The sequence below is a fragment of the Streptomyces sp. NPDC002845 genome, assembly GCF_053591955.1.
In genome coordinates this window covers 80,917-94,980 of record NZ_JBSFUU010000008.1, presented here as the reverse complement: position 1 = coordinate 94,980, position 14,064 = coordinate 80,917, and the positions used below count along the sequence as shown (strand labels likewise).

The 14,064-nt window shown below is 70.0% G+C and carries 11 protein-coding genes; all 11 read left to right on the top strand.

Translation table 11 applies throughout. The features are described from left to right. Positions 1 to 170 precede the first annotated feature (170 nt). On the top strand, positions 171 to 863 hold the full coding sequence (locus ACWD3C_RS07955; protein ID WP_451141261.1) for a GntR family transcriptional regulator: 693 nt from the start codon (positions 171 to 173) through the stop codon (positions 861 to 863). Next, complete coding sequence (locus ACWD3C_RS07950; protein ID WP_451141259.1) at positions 860 to 1,771, top strand: dihydrodipicolinate synthase family protein; 912 nt, start codon at positions 860 to 862, stop codon at positions 1,769 to 1,771. Before ACWD3C_RS07955 ends, ACWD3C_RS07950 begins: the two co-directional genes overlap by 4 nt. Then, complete coding sequence (araD, locus tag ACWD3C_RS07945) at positions 1,768 to 3,513, top strand: L-arabinonate dehydratase (protein WP_451141257.1); 1,746 nt, start codon at positions 1,768 to 1,770, stop codon at positions 3,511 to 3,513. Before ACWD3C_RS07950 ends, araD begins: the two co-directional genes overlap by 4 nt. Before the next feature lie 119 nt (positions 3,514 to 3,632). After that, positions 3,633 to 4,568, top strand: coding sequence for a carbohydrate ABC transporter permease (locus ACWD3C_RS07940; protein WP_451141255.1), 936 nt, complete (start codon positions 3,633 to 3,635; stop codon positions 4,566 to 4,568). A gap of 29 nt (positions 4,569 to 4,597) precedes the next feature. Further along, positions 4,598 to 5,467 (top strand): carbohydrate ABC transporter permease, encoded by an 870-nt coding sequence (locus ACWD3C_RS07935; protein ID WP_451141428.1) that lies wholly within the window; start codon positions 4,598 to 4,600, stop codon positions 5,465 to 5,467. After that, positions 5,464 to 6,924: a pectate lyase family protein gene (locus ACWD3C_RS07930; RefSeq protein WP_451141253.1), complete on the top strand. Its 1,461-nt coding sequence runs from the start codon at positions 5,464 to 5,466 to the stop codon at positions 6,922 to 6,924. The genes ACWD3C_RS07935 and ACWD3C_RS07930 overlap by 4 nt, the downstream gene beginning before the upstream one ends. Then, on the top strand, positions 6,921 to 8,129 hold the full coding sequence (locus ACWD3C_RS07925) for a Gfo/Idh/MocA family protein (RefSeq protein WP_451141251.1): 1,209 nt from the start codon (positions 6,921 to 6,923) through the stop codon (positions 8,127 to 8,129). Before ACWD3C_RS07930 ends, ACWD3C_RS07925 begins: the two co-directional genes overlap by 4 nt. After that, positions 8,126 to 8,968, top strand: coding sequence for a DUF6807 domain-containing protein (locus ACWD3C_RS07920; RefSeq protein ID WP_451141249.1), 843 nt, complete (start codon positions 8,126 to 8,128; stop codon positions 8,966 to 8,968). Before ACWD3C_RS07925 ends, ACWD3C_RS07920 begins: the two co-directional genes overlap by 4 nt. Then, entirely contained in the window at positions 8,965 to 10,515 is a 1,551-nt protein-coding gene (locus tag ACWD3C_RS07915) for a glycoside hydrolase family 43 protein (RefSeq protein ID WP_451141247.1), read from the top strand. Before ACWD3C_RS07920 ends, ACWD3C_RS07915 begins: the two co-directional genes overlap by 4 nt. A gap of 33 nt (positions 10,516 to 10,548) precedes the next feature. Then, positions 10,549 to 12,555, top strand: a complete 2,007-nt coding sequence (locus tag ACWD3C_RS07910) for a pectinesterase family protein (protein ID WP_451141245.1) — start codon at positions 10,549 to 10,551, stop codon at positions 12,553 to 12,555. Between the two features lie 74 nt (positions 12,556 to 12,629). Continuing rightward, entirely contained in the window at positions 12,630 to 13,991 is a 1,362-nt protein-coding gene (locus ACWD3C_RS07905; RefSeq protein WP_451141243.1) for an ABC transporter substrate-binding protein, read from the top strand. Positions 13,992 to 14,064: the final 73 nt, after the last annotated feature.

The window sequence follows — 14,064 nt, the reverse complement described above, 5'->3', positions numbered from 1 at the left end:
GGGCGCGTCCCGGCGTCACTTCAACTTCTTTTGACAGAAGCATTGACGAAACACCACGCCCCTCCTACCTTCAACGCGTCGTACTTCGTACGTCATATATGAGACGCGATACGCGAGATCAGATACGCGAGGCTCCGCCCCTGGAGCCTCCGTGACCCCGAGAGGCGCGCATGACCTCTGTGCCCATGCCGATCCCGTCCCGCACGCAGTACGTGCTGGAGGGGATCAAACACCGCATCCTCACCGGGCAGTTGACGCCCGGTCAGGCACTGGTCGAGACCGAGCTGGCCGCGCAGTTCGGGGTGTCCAAGACGCCCGTGCGCGAGGCGCTGAAGACGCTGGCCGGGACCGGGCTCGTCGTGATGAGCCAGTACAAGGGCGTCACGGTGCGCATGGTGGACGCGGACATGGCGCGGGAGGTCTACGACGTACGGCTGCTCCTGGAGCCGGAGGCCCTGAGGCGGGCCGTGCGGCGCGGGTCCTCGCTGGACGCGGCGCGTGACGCGCTCACCCGCTCCGACCAGGCCGCCGACACCGCCGAACGCTCCCTGGCCAACCGGGAGTTCCACCGCGCCCTGTACGTGTCGTGCGGCAACCCGCTGCTCGGCCGGATGCTCGACGAGGTGCGGGACCAGGCGGCGCTGGTCTCGGCGGTGGCCTGGGCCGCGAACCCCTCCTGGGAGCGGGAGGCCGCCGAGCACAAGGAGATCCTGCGGCTCGCCCTCGAAGGCGACGCCGACGGAGCCGCCGTCGCCCTGCACGCGCACATCGCGTCATTCGTCCACCGGGCCTTCCCCGAGGCCGAGGTCCCGGAAGCCGGGGCGGGCGCACCCGAGGCCCACGAAGAGGAAGGTCATCAATGAGCAGCGTGACGTTCGAGACCCAACGGGCGGCCCTGGCCGACGTGGTGGCGATCCCGGTGACACCGTTCGCCGAGGACGGCACCGTCGACCAGGGCGCCCACCGGGCCCTGCTGCGTCGCCTGCTCGACGGCGGGATCAGCACCCTGACGCCGAACGGCAACACGGGTGAGTTCTACGCCCTGACCCCCGAAGAGCGGCAGCTCGTCACCGAGTTGACCATGGACGAGGTCGGCGACCGGGCCGTCATCCTGGTCGGGGTCGGGCACGACGTGCCGACCGCCGTGGCCACCGCGCGGCACGCCCGCGAGGCCGGCGCGCAGATGGTGATGGTCCACCAGCCCGTCCACCCGTACGTCTCCCAGGCCGGCTGGGTCGACTACCACCGGGCGATCGCGGCGGCCGTGCCCGAGCTGGGGGTCGTGCCGTACATCCGCAACGCCCAGCTGCACGGCGCCCGGCTCGCCGAACTCGCCGACGCCTGCCCGAACGTCATCGGCGTCAAGTACGCCGTCCCGGACGCCGCCCGCTTCGCCGCCTTCGCCCGGGACGCGGGTCTCGAACGCTTCGTCTGGGTCGCCGGTCTCGCCGAGCCGTACGCGCCCTCGTACTTCTCGGCGGGCGCCACCGGCTTCACCTCGGGGCTGGTGAACGTCGCCCCGTCCGTTTCGCTGAACATGATCGAAGCGCTTCGATCCGGCGACTACCCGGCCGCCATGAAGGTCTGGGAGCAGATCCGCCGCTTCGAGGAGCTCCGCGCAGCCGACGCCTCCGCCAACAATGTGACCGTGGTGAAGGAGGCCCTCGCCTCCCTCGGGCTGTGCCGCCGCGACGTCCGCGCGCCGAGCAAGCCGCTGCCCGAGGACGAGCGGGCCGAGGTCGCCGCCATAGCCGCCGGGTGGTCCATATGACGAACCCCGAGTACGCACACGAGAAGGGCCCCGAAGAACTCAGAAGCCACCAGTGGTACGGGACTGACGGCCTGCGCTCCTTCAGCCACCGCGCCCGTACCCGCCAGCTCGGCTATCTGCCCGAGGAGCACCTGGGCAAGCCGGTCATCGCCATCCTCAACACGTGGAGTGACATCAACCCCTGTCACGTCCATCTGCGCGACCGGGCGCAGGCGGTCAAGCGGGGTGTGTGGCAGGCCGGCGGGTTCCCGCTGGAGTTCCCGGTGTCGACGCTGAGCGAGACCTTCCAGAAGCCGACCCCGATGCTCTACCGCAACATGCTCGCGATGGAGACCGAGGAGCTGCTGCGCTCGTACCCGGTCGACGGCGCCGTGCTGATGGGCGGCTGCGACAAGTCCACGCCCGCGCTGCTCATGGGGGCCGCGTCGGTGGACCTGCCGGCCGTCTTCGTGCCTGCCGGACCCATGCTGCCGGGGCACTGGCGGGGCGAGGTCCTCGGCTCCGGTACCGACATGTGGAAGTACTGGGACGACAAGCGCGCCGGGCTCATCGGCGACTGCGAGATGCAGGAGCTGGAGAGCGGTCTGGCCCGCTCGCCCGGTCACTGCATGACGATGGGTACGGCCTCCACGCTCACCGCCGCCGCCGAGGCGCTCGGCGTCACCGTGCCGGGCGCGTCGAGCATCCCCGCCGTCGACTCCGGGCACGACCGGATGGCCGCCGCCTCGGGGCTCAGGATCGTCGAACTCGTCCGCCGGGACCGTAAGTTGTCCGACATCCTCACCCAGGAGGCCTTCGAGGACGCCGTCACGACCGTCCTGGGCCTCGGCGGCTCCACGAACGCCGTCATCCATCTGATCGCCATGGCCGGACGGGCGGGGGCGGCACTCACCCTCGACGACTTCGACCGCATCGCACGGACCGTCCCCGTACTGGCCAACGTCCGCCCCGGCGGCCGGAGATACCTGATGGAGGACTTCCACTTCGCGGGCGGGCTCCCCGGGTTCCTGTCCCGGATCACCGACCTCCTCCACCTCGACCGGCCGACGGTGTCGTACGACACGATGCGCGAACAGCTCGACGGCGCGCTCGTCCACGACGACGACGTCATCCGCACCCGGGACAACCCGGTCGCGGCCGAAGGCGGAGTCGCAGTGCTGCGCGGCAACCTCTGCCCGGACGGCGCGGTCATCAAGCACATCGCCGCCGAACCGCACCTGCTCAAGCACACCGGCCCCGCGGTCGTCTTCGACGACTACCGGACGATGCAGCGGACCATCAACGACCCGGAGCTGGGCATCACCGCCGACAGCGTGCTGGTGCTGCGCAACGCCGGACCCAAGGGCGGTCCGGGCATGCCCGAGTACGGGATGCTGCCCCTCCCCGACCACCTGCTGAAGCAGGGCGTACGGGACATGGTGCGGATCTCCGACGCCCGGATGAGCGGCACGAGCTACGGCGCCTGCGTGCTGCACGTGGCACCGGAGTCGTACGTCGGCGGGCCGCTCGCCCTGGTCAGGACCGGGGACCCGATCACGCTCGACGTCGAGGCACGGACCCTTCAGCTCCACGTGGACGACGAGGAGCTGAAGCGCCGCAGGGCGGACTGGACGCCGCCGCCCGAGCGGTACGAGCGCGGCTACGGCGCGCTCTACAACGAACAGATCACCCAGGCGGACACCGGCTGCGACTTCGAGTTCCTCGCGCGGCCGGGCAAGGTGCAGGACCCGTACGCGGGCTGAACGCGGTACCACCCCACGGTCGATCCCAGGACGGCCGGAATCTCGCACGTTGATACGGAAAGCGCTTCCCCGCACGAGACGCACCAGAACGCACCACGTATGAGAAACGGAGAACAGTCATGGCCCAAGCCGCAGCCGTGGCGAAACCGCCCAGGCCACCCCGGCGGCGCCGTGCCTCCGCGACCCCGCGCAGGCTCCCGTACCTGCTGATCGCTCCGGCAGCCCTGCTGATGCTGGGCTTCATCGCCTACCCGGTCATCAGCGTCTTCTACTACAGCCTGCAGCACTACAACCCCACCAAGCCCTGGCGTAACGGCTTCGCGGGCTTCGACAACTTCGTCCACGCCTTCACCGAGGACCCGCTGTTCTGGGACACTCTGGTCTTCAGCGCCAAGTGGGTGGTCGTCGAGGTCGGACTGCAGTTGCTCTTCGGTCTCGCCCTCGCGCTGATCGTCAACCAGACCTTCGTGGGCCGGAGTCTGGGACGCGCGATGGTCTTCTCGCCCTGGGCCGTGTCCGGTGTGCTGACCTCCGCGATCTGGGTGCTGCTCTACAACTCCCAGACCGGCATCACCCGTTACCTCGCCGACATGGGCATCGGCGCGTACGGCACGAGCTGGCTGTCGGACACCGGCACCGTCTTCTGGGCCGCGATCGTCGCCGACCTGTGGCGCGGTGTCCCCTTCTTCGCGATCCTCATCCTCGCCGACCTCCAGTCCATCTCGAAGGACCTCTACGAGGCAGCCGAGGTCGATGGCGCCAGCCGCTTCCGGCAGTTCTTCCACATCACGCTGCCGCATCTGAAGGACGCGATCATCCTGTCCACGCTGCTGCGCGCGGTGTGGGAGTTCAACAACGTCGACCTGCTCTACACCCTGACCGGCGGCGGACCCGCGGGCGTGACCACGACCCTGCCGCTCTACGTCGCCAACACCAGCGTCGACGCCCACAACTTCGGCTACGCGTCGGCCCTGACCACCGTCGCGTTCGTGATCCTGCTCTTCTGCTCGATCGTCTATCTGCGGCTGAGCAAGTTCGGAGGCGAGTCCAAGTGACCACCAAGGCCCCCGAGACCATCGTCCCGATGCGACTCGCCCCCGCCGCCGAGGAACCCCCGCCGCGGCCGCGCAAGACCCGCCGCTCCTGGGACGAGGTACCGCGCTGGCAGATCTACTTCCCCCTGTCCGTCTACCTGGTCTTCACCCTCGTCCCCTTCTACTGGATCCTGCTCTTCGCGCTGCGCCCGGCCGGGTCGACCTCGCTCGTGCCCTGGCCGATGACGTCCGTGCACTTCGAGAAGGTGTGGAACGAGCGAAGCTTCAGCGTCTACTTCCAGAACAGCGTCCTCGTCGGCGTCGCCACCCTGGTGATGACTACGGTCGTCGCCCTCGCCGGCGGCTACGCCCTCGCCCGGTTCGACTTCAAGGTCAAGAACGCGTTCATGCTGGCGCTGCTGTGCTCCCAGTTCGTGCCGGGCGCGCTGCTCCTGGTGCCGCTGTTCCAGATCTTCGCCGAGCTGCAGATGATCAACTCACTCGGCAGCGTCATCCTCGCCGAGACCGTGTTCCAGCTGCCGTTGTCGATCATCCTCATCAGCAACTTCATCAAGAACGTCCCGTACTCACTGGAAGAGGCGGCCTGGGTCGACGGCTGCAACCGGTTCACCGCCTTCCGGGTGGTCGTGCTGCCGCTGCTGCGGCCCGGTCTGATCGCCGTCGGCTCCTTCGCCTTCGTGCACTCCTGGAACCACTTCCTGTTCGCCCTGATGTTCCTCAACAACCAGGGCAAGCAGACCATCCCCGTCGGCCTCAACACCCTCCTCAGCGCCGACAGCGTCGACCTGGGCGCGCTCGCCGCGGGCGGCATCATCGCCGCCGTACCCGTCGTCATCGTCTTCGCCTTCATCCAGAAGTGGCTGATCACCGGCTTCAGCGCAGGGGCGGTGAAGGGATGAGAAGAGTCCAACTGATCGCCGTGGCCGGGCTGCTGGGCCTGACCCTCAGCACTCCGGCGGGGGCCGAGTCCCGCGACATCAGCCGCGACACACTGAGCGACCCCGGGGAGGTGAGGGCACGCCCCCACGCCGCCCGGCACGCACTCTCGCCGCACCGGGCAAAGGCCCAAGTAGCTCCGCTACGAGGACCTTCGTCCGGCACGCCGAGAGCACGCACCGAACGACGCGGGAACGCACCCTCACTTCCCCGGACCCGCTTGGCCGCGAACGACGGCTGGGCGGCGGCCGACGGTGGTACCACGGGGGGTTCCACCGCCGCCGCTGACCACGTCTTCACCGTACGGAACCGGAGCGAGCTCGTCCGCGCCCTGGACGGCGGCAGCGCGACCCCGAAGATCATCCGCATCGCCGGGACGATCGACGCCAACACCACCGACGACGGGAAGAAGCTGGACTGCGAGGACTACGCGACCGACGGCTACGAGCTGAAGAAGTATCTCGCCGCGTACGACCCGCGCACCTGGGGCTCCGCCAGGCCGAGCGGCCCGCAGGAGGAGGCCCGGCAGGCGTCGGCGGCCAGGCAGGCCGAACGGGTCCAACTGGCCGTCGGCTCCAACACCACCATCGTCGGGCTCGGTTCCTCAGCCGTCCTCAAGGGCGCCGGCCTCCAGCTCAAGGGCGCGGACAACGTCATCGTCCGCAACCTCGAACTCCGCGACGCCTACGACTGCTTCCCCGTCTGGCAGCCCAACTCCGGCGGCCTGGGCGACTGGAAGACCGCGTACGACAACATCTGGCTGCGCGGCGCCACCCACGTCTGGATCGACCACGTCACCGTCAGCGACAAGGGCCACCCCGACGAGGACGAGCCGACCTACTACGCCCGCAACTACCTGCGCCACGACGGCCTGCTGGACATCACCAACGCATCCGACCTGGTCACCGTGTCGTGGAGCCGGTTCACCGGCCACGACAAGGCGATGCTCATCGGCAACAGCGACTCGGCCACCGGCGACCGCGGGAAGCTCCGGGTCACCCTGCACCACAACGAGTTCGACAACCTCGTCCAGCGCGCGCCCCGCGTCCGCTTCGGGCAGGTGCACCTCTACAACAACCGGTACGTCGTCCCGGCCGACGCCCACGACTACCGGTACTCCCTCGGCATCGGCACCGAGTCCGCCGTGTACGCCGAGAACAACGCCTTCACCACGCCCGGCCATGTCGAGGTCGCCGACCTGGTGAAGAGCTGGAACGGCACGGCCCTGCACCAGACCGGCACCCTCTTCAACGGCTACCCGGTCGACCTGCTGGCCGTTTACAACGCGTACAACTCCGGAAGCGAGCGCGACCTCACGGCGGATGTCGGCTGGACGCCCACGCTGCACGGGGAGATCGACAGCGCCCGGCGGGCGGACCGCGAGGTCGCGCGGGGCGCGGGCGCCGGGAGGATTCCATGACCACCTCTTACGACCTGCCTCTGCCCGTCGTCCTGGCCGGTGCGCGCGGCCACGGACGCTGGCACCTGGCCAACATCCGCCGCCTTCAGGAGAAGGGGCTCGTACGGCTGGCGGGCGTCTGCGAGCTGAGCCCGCTGACCGACGAGGAGCTGGAGGGCCTCGGCACCCCCGAGTGCACCCCCGAGCAGTCCGCCGACTTCGGCGCCCTCCTCGACTCCACCGGCGCCGCCGTCGCCGTGATCTGCACGCCCATCCCCACCCACACCGACCTGGCGCTCACCGCCGCCGAAAAGGGCGTCCACCTCCTGCTGGAGAAGCCGCCGGCCCCCTCCTACGCCGAGTTCCGCCGCATGGCCGACGGGGTCGCCGCGGCCGGGGTCGCCTGCCAGATCGGGTTCCAGTCGCTCGGCTCGCACGCCGTGCCCGCGATCCGGGCGATGGTCGCCGAGGGCCTGCTCGGCACGGTGGTCGGCATCGGCGGCGGCGGGGCCTGGGCGCGCGACGAGGCGTACTACCGGCGGGCGCCCTGGGCGGGCAAGCGGCGGCTGAACGGTGTCGACGTGATCGACGGGGCGCTCACCAACCCCCTCGCCCACGCCGTCGCCACCGCGCTCGCCCTCGACGGCTCCACCCGCGCCGAGGACGTCGCCGAGATCGAGACCGAGCTGCTGCGCGCCAACGACATCGAGTCCGACGACACCTCGTGCGTGCGCGTCACCACCGCGCACAGCGGCCGGATCACCGTCGCCGCGACCCTGTGCGCCGAGCACCCGGACGAGCCGTACGTCGTCGTCCACGGCACCAGCGGCCGGATCACCTTCTGGTACAAGCAGGACCGCGTGCTCGTACAGCGGGCCGGACACGGCCCCGAGGAGATCGAGTACGGCCGTACGGACCTGCTGGAGAACCTCGTCGCCCATCTCACCGAGGGCACCGAACTGCTGGTCACCCCCGACGCGACCGGCGCCTTCATGAAGGTCGTCGAGGCCATCCGCCAGGCCCCGGACCCGCTCGCGCTCCCCGCCGAGGCCTGGCACCGCGTGCCGGGGGAGAACCGCCGGATCGTCCACGGCATCGACGGTCTGGTCGCGGCCGCCGCCGACACCCTCGCCCTCTACTCCGAACTGGGCGCCTCCTGGGCGCTGCCCGAAGCCACTCCGAGCGCTTCTTCCCAAGCTCTGCCGAATGAGGTGAGCACAGGATGAACCACGACTCCCTGGTCCTGCGCGTCGCGGGCCGCCCGGTCGGCCGCTACATCACCCGGCCCGAACTGCCGGACCGGCTCGCGCCCCGCCCCTATCTGCACCCCGTGACCACCCTGTCCGGTACGGCCGTCACGGAGTTCAGCCCGGCCGACCACATTCACCACCTCGGCGTCGGTGTCGCCGTTCCCGACGTCGAGGGGCACAACTTCTGGGGCGGGCGCACCTTCGTCCGCGATCAGGGACCCACCGAGCTCGACAACCACGGCGCCCAGCGGCACTCCGCCTTCCAGCTGCGGGACCCCGACGGCTTCGTCGAGGAACTGCGCTGGACGGCCGCGCACCGGGAGCTGCTGCGTGAGCGCCGTACTGTCGCGGCCACCGAACTCACCGAGTCCGCCTGGGCGCTGGACTTCACGTTCTCGCTCACCAACACCACCACCGGCCAGCTGTCGATCGGCAGTCCGGCCACCAACGGGCGCCCCGGCGCGGCCTACGGCGGCTTCTTCTGGCGCGCCCGCAAGGAGGCTGCGGCACCGAGGGTGTTCACCGCCGGGACGGAGGGCGAGTCAGCGGTACACGGCACCCGCGCCGACTGGCTCGCCCTCGCCGGCACCACCTGGACGCTGGTCTTCGCCGGGGCCACCGAACGGACCCGCCGGGACCCGTGGTTCGTGCGCGCCGAGGAGTACCCGGGCGTCGGCTCTTCCCTCGCGCACGAGGAGCGGCTGCCGATCGAGCCGGGGGAGACCGCCGTGCGCCGGATCGTGACCGTCGTCGCCGACGGCCGGCTCGACCGGGCCGAGGCGGCGGCGCTCGTACGGAAGGCGGTGAGCCCATGAGCATCATCGGCCCGGACCTCGGAGACGGGACCTACCGCAACCCGGTGCTGAACGCCGACTGGTCCGACCCTGACCTCCTGCGCGTCGGCGACGACTACTACCTGACCGCGTCCAGTTTCGGCCGGGTCCCGGGTCTTCCCCTGCTGCACTCCCGGGACCTGGTCAACTGGACGCTGGTCGGCCACGCCCTCGGTCGCCTGGAACCGGCCACCGAGTTCAGGACGCCCCGGCACGACTGCGGAGTGTGGGCACCCTCGCTCCGGCACTACGACGACCGGTTCTGGATCTTCTGGGGCGACCCCGACCAGGGCGTCTTCCAGGTCAACGCCCCCGCGATCCGGGGCCCCTGGACCCGGCCGCACCTGATCAAGGAGGGCAAGGGGCTCATCGACCCGTGCCCGCTGTGGGACGAGGAGACCGGCGAGGCGTACCTCGTGCACGCCTGGGCCAAGTCCCGCTCCGGCATCAAGAACCGTCTCACCGGGCACCGTATGCGGCCCGACGGCACCGGACTGCTCGACGAGGGCAAGGTGATCGTCGACGCGGACCGGATACCCGGCTGGTTCACCCTCGAAGGCCCCAAGCTGTACCAATACGACGGCTGGTTCTGGATCTTCGCCCCCGCCGGGAGCGTGGAGACCGGCTGGCAGGGCGTCTTCCGCTCACGCGGCTTCTTCGGGCCGTACGAGGAGCGGATCGCCCTGGAGCAGAAGGACACCCAGGTCAACGGGCCGCACCAGGGTGGCTGGGTGCGCACCCGGACCGGCGAGCACTGGTTCGCGCACTTCCAGCAGCGGGGCGCGTACGGCCGTGTCGTGCACCTCCAGCCGATGCGCTGGGGACCGGACGGCTGGCCCGTGCTCGGCGACGAGGGCGCCCCCGTCGCCGAGCACCGGAAGCCGGACCTGCCGCCGCAGCCGCTCGCGGCGCCCGCGACCGACGACGACTTCCCCGGTGGGCGGTACGGCCGGCAGTGGCAGTGGACGGCCAACCCGGAGCACGGGTGGGCCACCGAGCACTCCGGGGACGGGCTGCGGCTGGCCTGCGTACGCACCGTGGACGCGCACGATCTGCGCAAGCTGCCGAACGTGCTCACCCAGCGGCTGCCGGGGATGTCGTGCTCGGCCGAGGTGGAGCTGCGGCTCGACAGCGAGGAGCCGGGGGCGCGGGCCGGGTTCGCGGTGCTCGGGGACGCGTTCAGCTGGATCGGGCTCCAGCGGGGCGCGGACGGGAGCATGCACCTGGTGCACCGGTTCGCGGAAGGGGTCGCCGATCGGGAGCGGGACGCCGAGCATCCTCGGCCGGCGCCCGGGGGGACGGCCCGGCTGCGGATCGAGATCGGGGCCGGGGCGCGCTGTAGCTTCTCGGCCGACGTCGGCGACGGCCAGGGGTGGCAGCCCTCCGGCCAGGTCTTCGCCGCCACCCCCTGGCGCTGGGTCGGCGCCCTGCTCGGCCTCTTCGCGGTCGCGCCCACCGGCGCGGGACACGCCGGGGCGGCCACGTTCACGCAGTTCCGCATCACCGCCACGAGAACCACGACCGCCTGACACCACGTCGTCGTACGCCTGTTGGGAGCCGCAATGACGCACCTCCGTAGCAAGCGCTTGCCGGGCAGAGGGAGAACCCTCGCCGCCGTCACCGCCCTGGTGGCCTCCTTCGTCATCGGGGCGTTCACCCCCGCCGAGGCCGCCGAGGCCGCCGGGTCCGCCGAGGCCACCGGGCCCGGCCCCGAGTCGCACCGGAGCCGGAGCGACAAGCCCCATGGCTTCGCCTCCCTCGCCGGGGGCACCACCGGCGGCGCGGGCGGCAAGGTGGTCACCGTCACCGACCATGCCTCGCTGGCGGCGTACGCGGCGGCCGAGGAGCCGTACGTCATCCGCGTCTCCGGGGCCATCGACGTCGAGCCCTTCGGGTCGGACATCGTCGTGGCCTCGAACAAGACGATCATCGGCGTCGGCCGTACCGGCGAGATCGTCCACGGCGAGCTGCACCTCAACCCCGGCACCAGCAACGTGATCATCCGCAACCTGACGATCCGGGACTCGGCGGTCGAGGGCGACTGGGACTGCAAGGACACCGACTTCGACGGCATCCAGATGGACACCGTCCACCACGTCTGGATCGACCACAACCGCTTCTCGCGCATCTGCGACGGGCAGCTCGACATCCGCAAGGACAGCGAGTACGTCACCGTCTCCTACAACCGCTTCGAGAACAACAACAAGACCCTCGGCATCGGCTGGACCTCGAACGTCAGGACACAGCTCACCCTCGACCACAACTGGTTCCGGGGCACCAAACAGCGCAACCCGTCCGCCGACAACTGCGCCTACGCGCACCTGTACAACAACTACTTCTCCGAGCAGCCGGCCGACGGCGACCCGACGTGGACATACGCCAGCTGGTCGCGCGGCCGGACCAGGATGGTGATCGAGAACAGCTACTACGACGGTGTCCAGCATCCCTACCAGGCCGACGACACCGCCGAGCTGGTGGAGCGCGGGTCGATCCTGAAGAACACCAGCGGGCGGCACGACGAGTGGGGCGCTGCCTTCGACCCGAAGGACTTCTACGACTACCGGCTCGACCCGGCGGCCGCCGTCCCCGCGCTGGTCAGCCGCTTCTCCGGGCCGCAGAAGCAGCTCGGCACGAACACCGTGCTGAACGTGCCCGCCGACTACCCGGCCGTCCAGGCCGCCGTGGACGCCGTGCCCTCCGGCAACGACGGCACGGTCACGATCCGCATCGCGCCCGGCACGTACCGCGAGAAGGTCCACATCCCCACGAACAAGCCGAATTTGGTGCTGCAGGGGACTGGACAAGATCGCTCCGACACCGTCATCGTCTACGACACGCCCGCCGCGTTCGGAGGCTCCACCGGGAGCGCCACCGTGCGGATCGACGCCGGCGACGTGACGGCCCGCCACCTCACCTTCAGCAACGACTTCGACGAGGCCGCGCACGAGCTGAACGGCGAGCAGGCCCTGGCGATGAAGACGAGGGGCGACCGGATCGTCTTCGAGGACACGGCCTTCCTGGGCAACCAGGACACCCTCATGACGGACAGCCCCAAGCTGGACGTCATCAGCCGGGTCTACATCCGCGACTCGTACATCGAGGGCGATGTCGACTTCATCTACGGACGCGCGACCACCGTCATCGAGCGTTCCGTGATCAAGGCCCTCAGCCGTGGGTCGACGAGCAACAACGGCTACATCACGGCCGCTTCGACCTGGAAGAACAACCCGTACGGCTTCCTGATCACGAAGTCGGAGGTCGTCAGCGACGCGCCCGCCGGGACCTTCCACCTCGGTCGGCCCTGGCACCCGGGCGGCGAGCCGGACGCCATCGCCCAGGTCCTCTTCCGCGACACCGAGTTGCCCGCCGCGGTCAAGTCCTCTCCGTGGACCGACATGAGCGGCTTCTCGTGGAAGGACGCGCGCTTCGCCGAGTACGGCACCTACGGGCCGGGCGCGGGCGTCACCGCCGACCGGCCGCAGCTGCCGGACGCGGACGCGGACACGTACACGGTCGCCAGGTACCTCGCGGGAACGGACGGCTGGGCTCCGCACACCGACCGTCGCTGAGTCCGCTCGGCGGCCCGCAACCCCCCCCACAACTTCACAAACCCTCGTTGGATCCAGAAGAAGAGAGCCGACCAATGAAGATCAGCATTCGCAGAAGCACCACAGGCGGGCGCCGCGTATCGGCCGCCGTCGCCCTGAGCGCCGCGCTCGCGCTGACCGCCACCGCCTGCGGTGACGACGGCAGCGGCGCGGGCGGCGAAGAGGGCGCCGAAGGCAGCGGCACGGGCAAGATCGTCTTCTGGGACAACAACGGCGGTGTCCGCACCGACATCTGGCAGGAGATCATCGCCGACTTCGAGGACGCCAACCCGGACATCGACGTCGAGTACGTCGGCGTCGCCTCCACCGAGGTGCAGTCCAAGTACGACACCGCCATCCAGGGCGGCGGCCTGCCGGACGTCGGCGGGGTCGGCGCGGCCATGCTCGCCGGGATCGCCGCCCAGGACGCGCTGGAGCCACTGCAGGACCGTCTCGCCGGGTCGTCCCTGAACGGCAAGCTCAACGAGGCCATGGTCGAGTCGGTGAAGGTGGCCGGCGGCTCCGACGAGGACATGTACTCGATCCCGACCTCCGCCAACAACGGCGTCCTCTACTACCGCACCGACCTGTTCGACGAGGCCGGGCTGGACGAGCCGACCACCTGGGACGCGTTCTACGACGCCGCCGAGAAGCTCACCGACGCCAAGAACAACAAGTTCGGCTACACCATCCGCGGCGGCGCCGGCTCCATCGCGCAGGCGCTGGACGCGATGTACGGGCAGTCCGGCATCACGTCCTTCTGGGACGAGAGCGGTGAGAAGACCACCCTCAACGACCCGAAGAACGTCGAGGCGCTGGAGAAGTACGCCGGCCTGTTCAAGAGGGTCACCCCCGCGGCCGACCTCAACAACGACTTCACCAAGATGGTCGCCCAGTGGGACTCCGGCACGATCGGGATGCTGAACCACAACCTGGGCTCCTACCAGGACCACGTGAAGGCGCTGGGCACCGACAAGTTCCGCGGTATCCCGCAGCCCACCGGCCCCGACGGCAAGCGGGTCCAGGTCTCCAACCCCGTCGACGGCCTCGGCATGTTCAAGAGCTCCAAGAACAAGGACGCCGCCTGGAAGTTCATCGAGTTCGCCGCCTCCCACGAGTCGAACTCCAAGTGGAACGAGTCCGCCGGCGCCATCCCGTCCAACACGGAGGCCGCCCAGGACGAGTGGATCGGCGAGGCCGAGCCGACCAAGCTCGCGGCCACGGCACTGAACGACGGTTCCACCTCGATCGTCCAGCTGCCGTACTACCTGCCGGACTGGAACACCCTGTCCAAGGCCGACAACGAGCCGAGCTTCCAGAAGGTCCTCATCGGCGACATGAGCGCCAAGGACTTCCTGGACACCATGGCCGAGCAGCTCAACGACGCGCAGGCGGAGTGGGACGAGCAGAAGGGCTGACCCCGGCCCGCTGACTCCACACGCGCACAGAACAGGACCGGCGGCGGACAGCACGTCGCGCCCCGCCGCCGGT

Excerpts from the sequence above, each read along its gene's own strand:
- ACWD3C_RS07955 (WP_451141261.1), top strand. The coding sequence starts at position 171 with ATGACCTCTGTGCCCATGCCGATCCCGTCCCGCACGCAGTACGTGCTG.
- ACWD3C_RS07950 (WP_451141259.1), top strand. The coding sequence starts at position 860 with ATGAGCAGCGTGACGTTCGAGACCCAACGGGCGGCCCTGGCCGACGTG.
- araD (WP_451141257.1), top strand. The coding sequence starts at position 1,768 with ATGACGAACCCCGAGTACGCACACGAGAAGGGCCCCGAAGAACTCAGA.
- ACWD3C_RS07940 (WP_451141255.1), top strand. The coding sequence starts at position 3,633 with ATGGCCCAAGCCGCAGCCGTGGCGAAACCGCCCAGGCCACCCCGGCGG.
- ACWD3C_RS07935 (WP_451141428.1), top strand. The coding sequence starts at position 4,598 with ATGCGACTCGCCCCCGCCGCCGAGGAACCCCCGCCGCGGCCGCGCAAG.
- ACWD3C_RS07930 (WP_451141253.1), top strand. The coding sequence starts at position 5,464 with ATGAGAAGAGTCCAACTGATCGCCGTGGCCGGGCTGCTGGGCCTGACC.
- ACWD3C_RS07925 (WP_451141251.1), top strand. The coding sequence starts at position 6,921 with ATGACCACCTCTTACGACCTGCCTCTGCCCGTCGTCCTGGCCGGTGCG.
- ACWD3C_RS07920 (WP_451141249.1), top strand. The coding sequence starts at position 8,126 with ATGAACCACGACTCCCTGGTCCTGCGCGTCGCGGGCCGCCCGGTCGGC.
- ACWD3C_RS07915 (WP_451141247.1), top strand. The coding sequence starts at position 8,965 with ATGAGCATCATCGGCCCGGACCTCGGAGACGGGACCTACCGCAACCCG.
- ACWD3C_RS07910 (WP_451141245.1), top strand. The coding sequence starts at position 10,549 with ATGACGCACCTCCGTAGCAAGCGCTTGCCGGGCAGAGGGAGAACCCTC.
- ACWD3C_RS07905 (WP_451141243.1), top strand. The coding sequence starts at position 12,630 with ATGAAGATCAGCATTCGCAGAAGCACCACAGGCGGGCGCCGCGTATCG.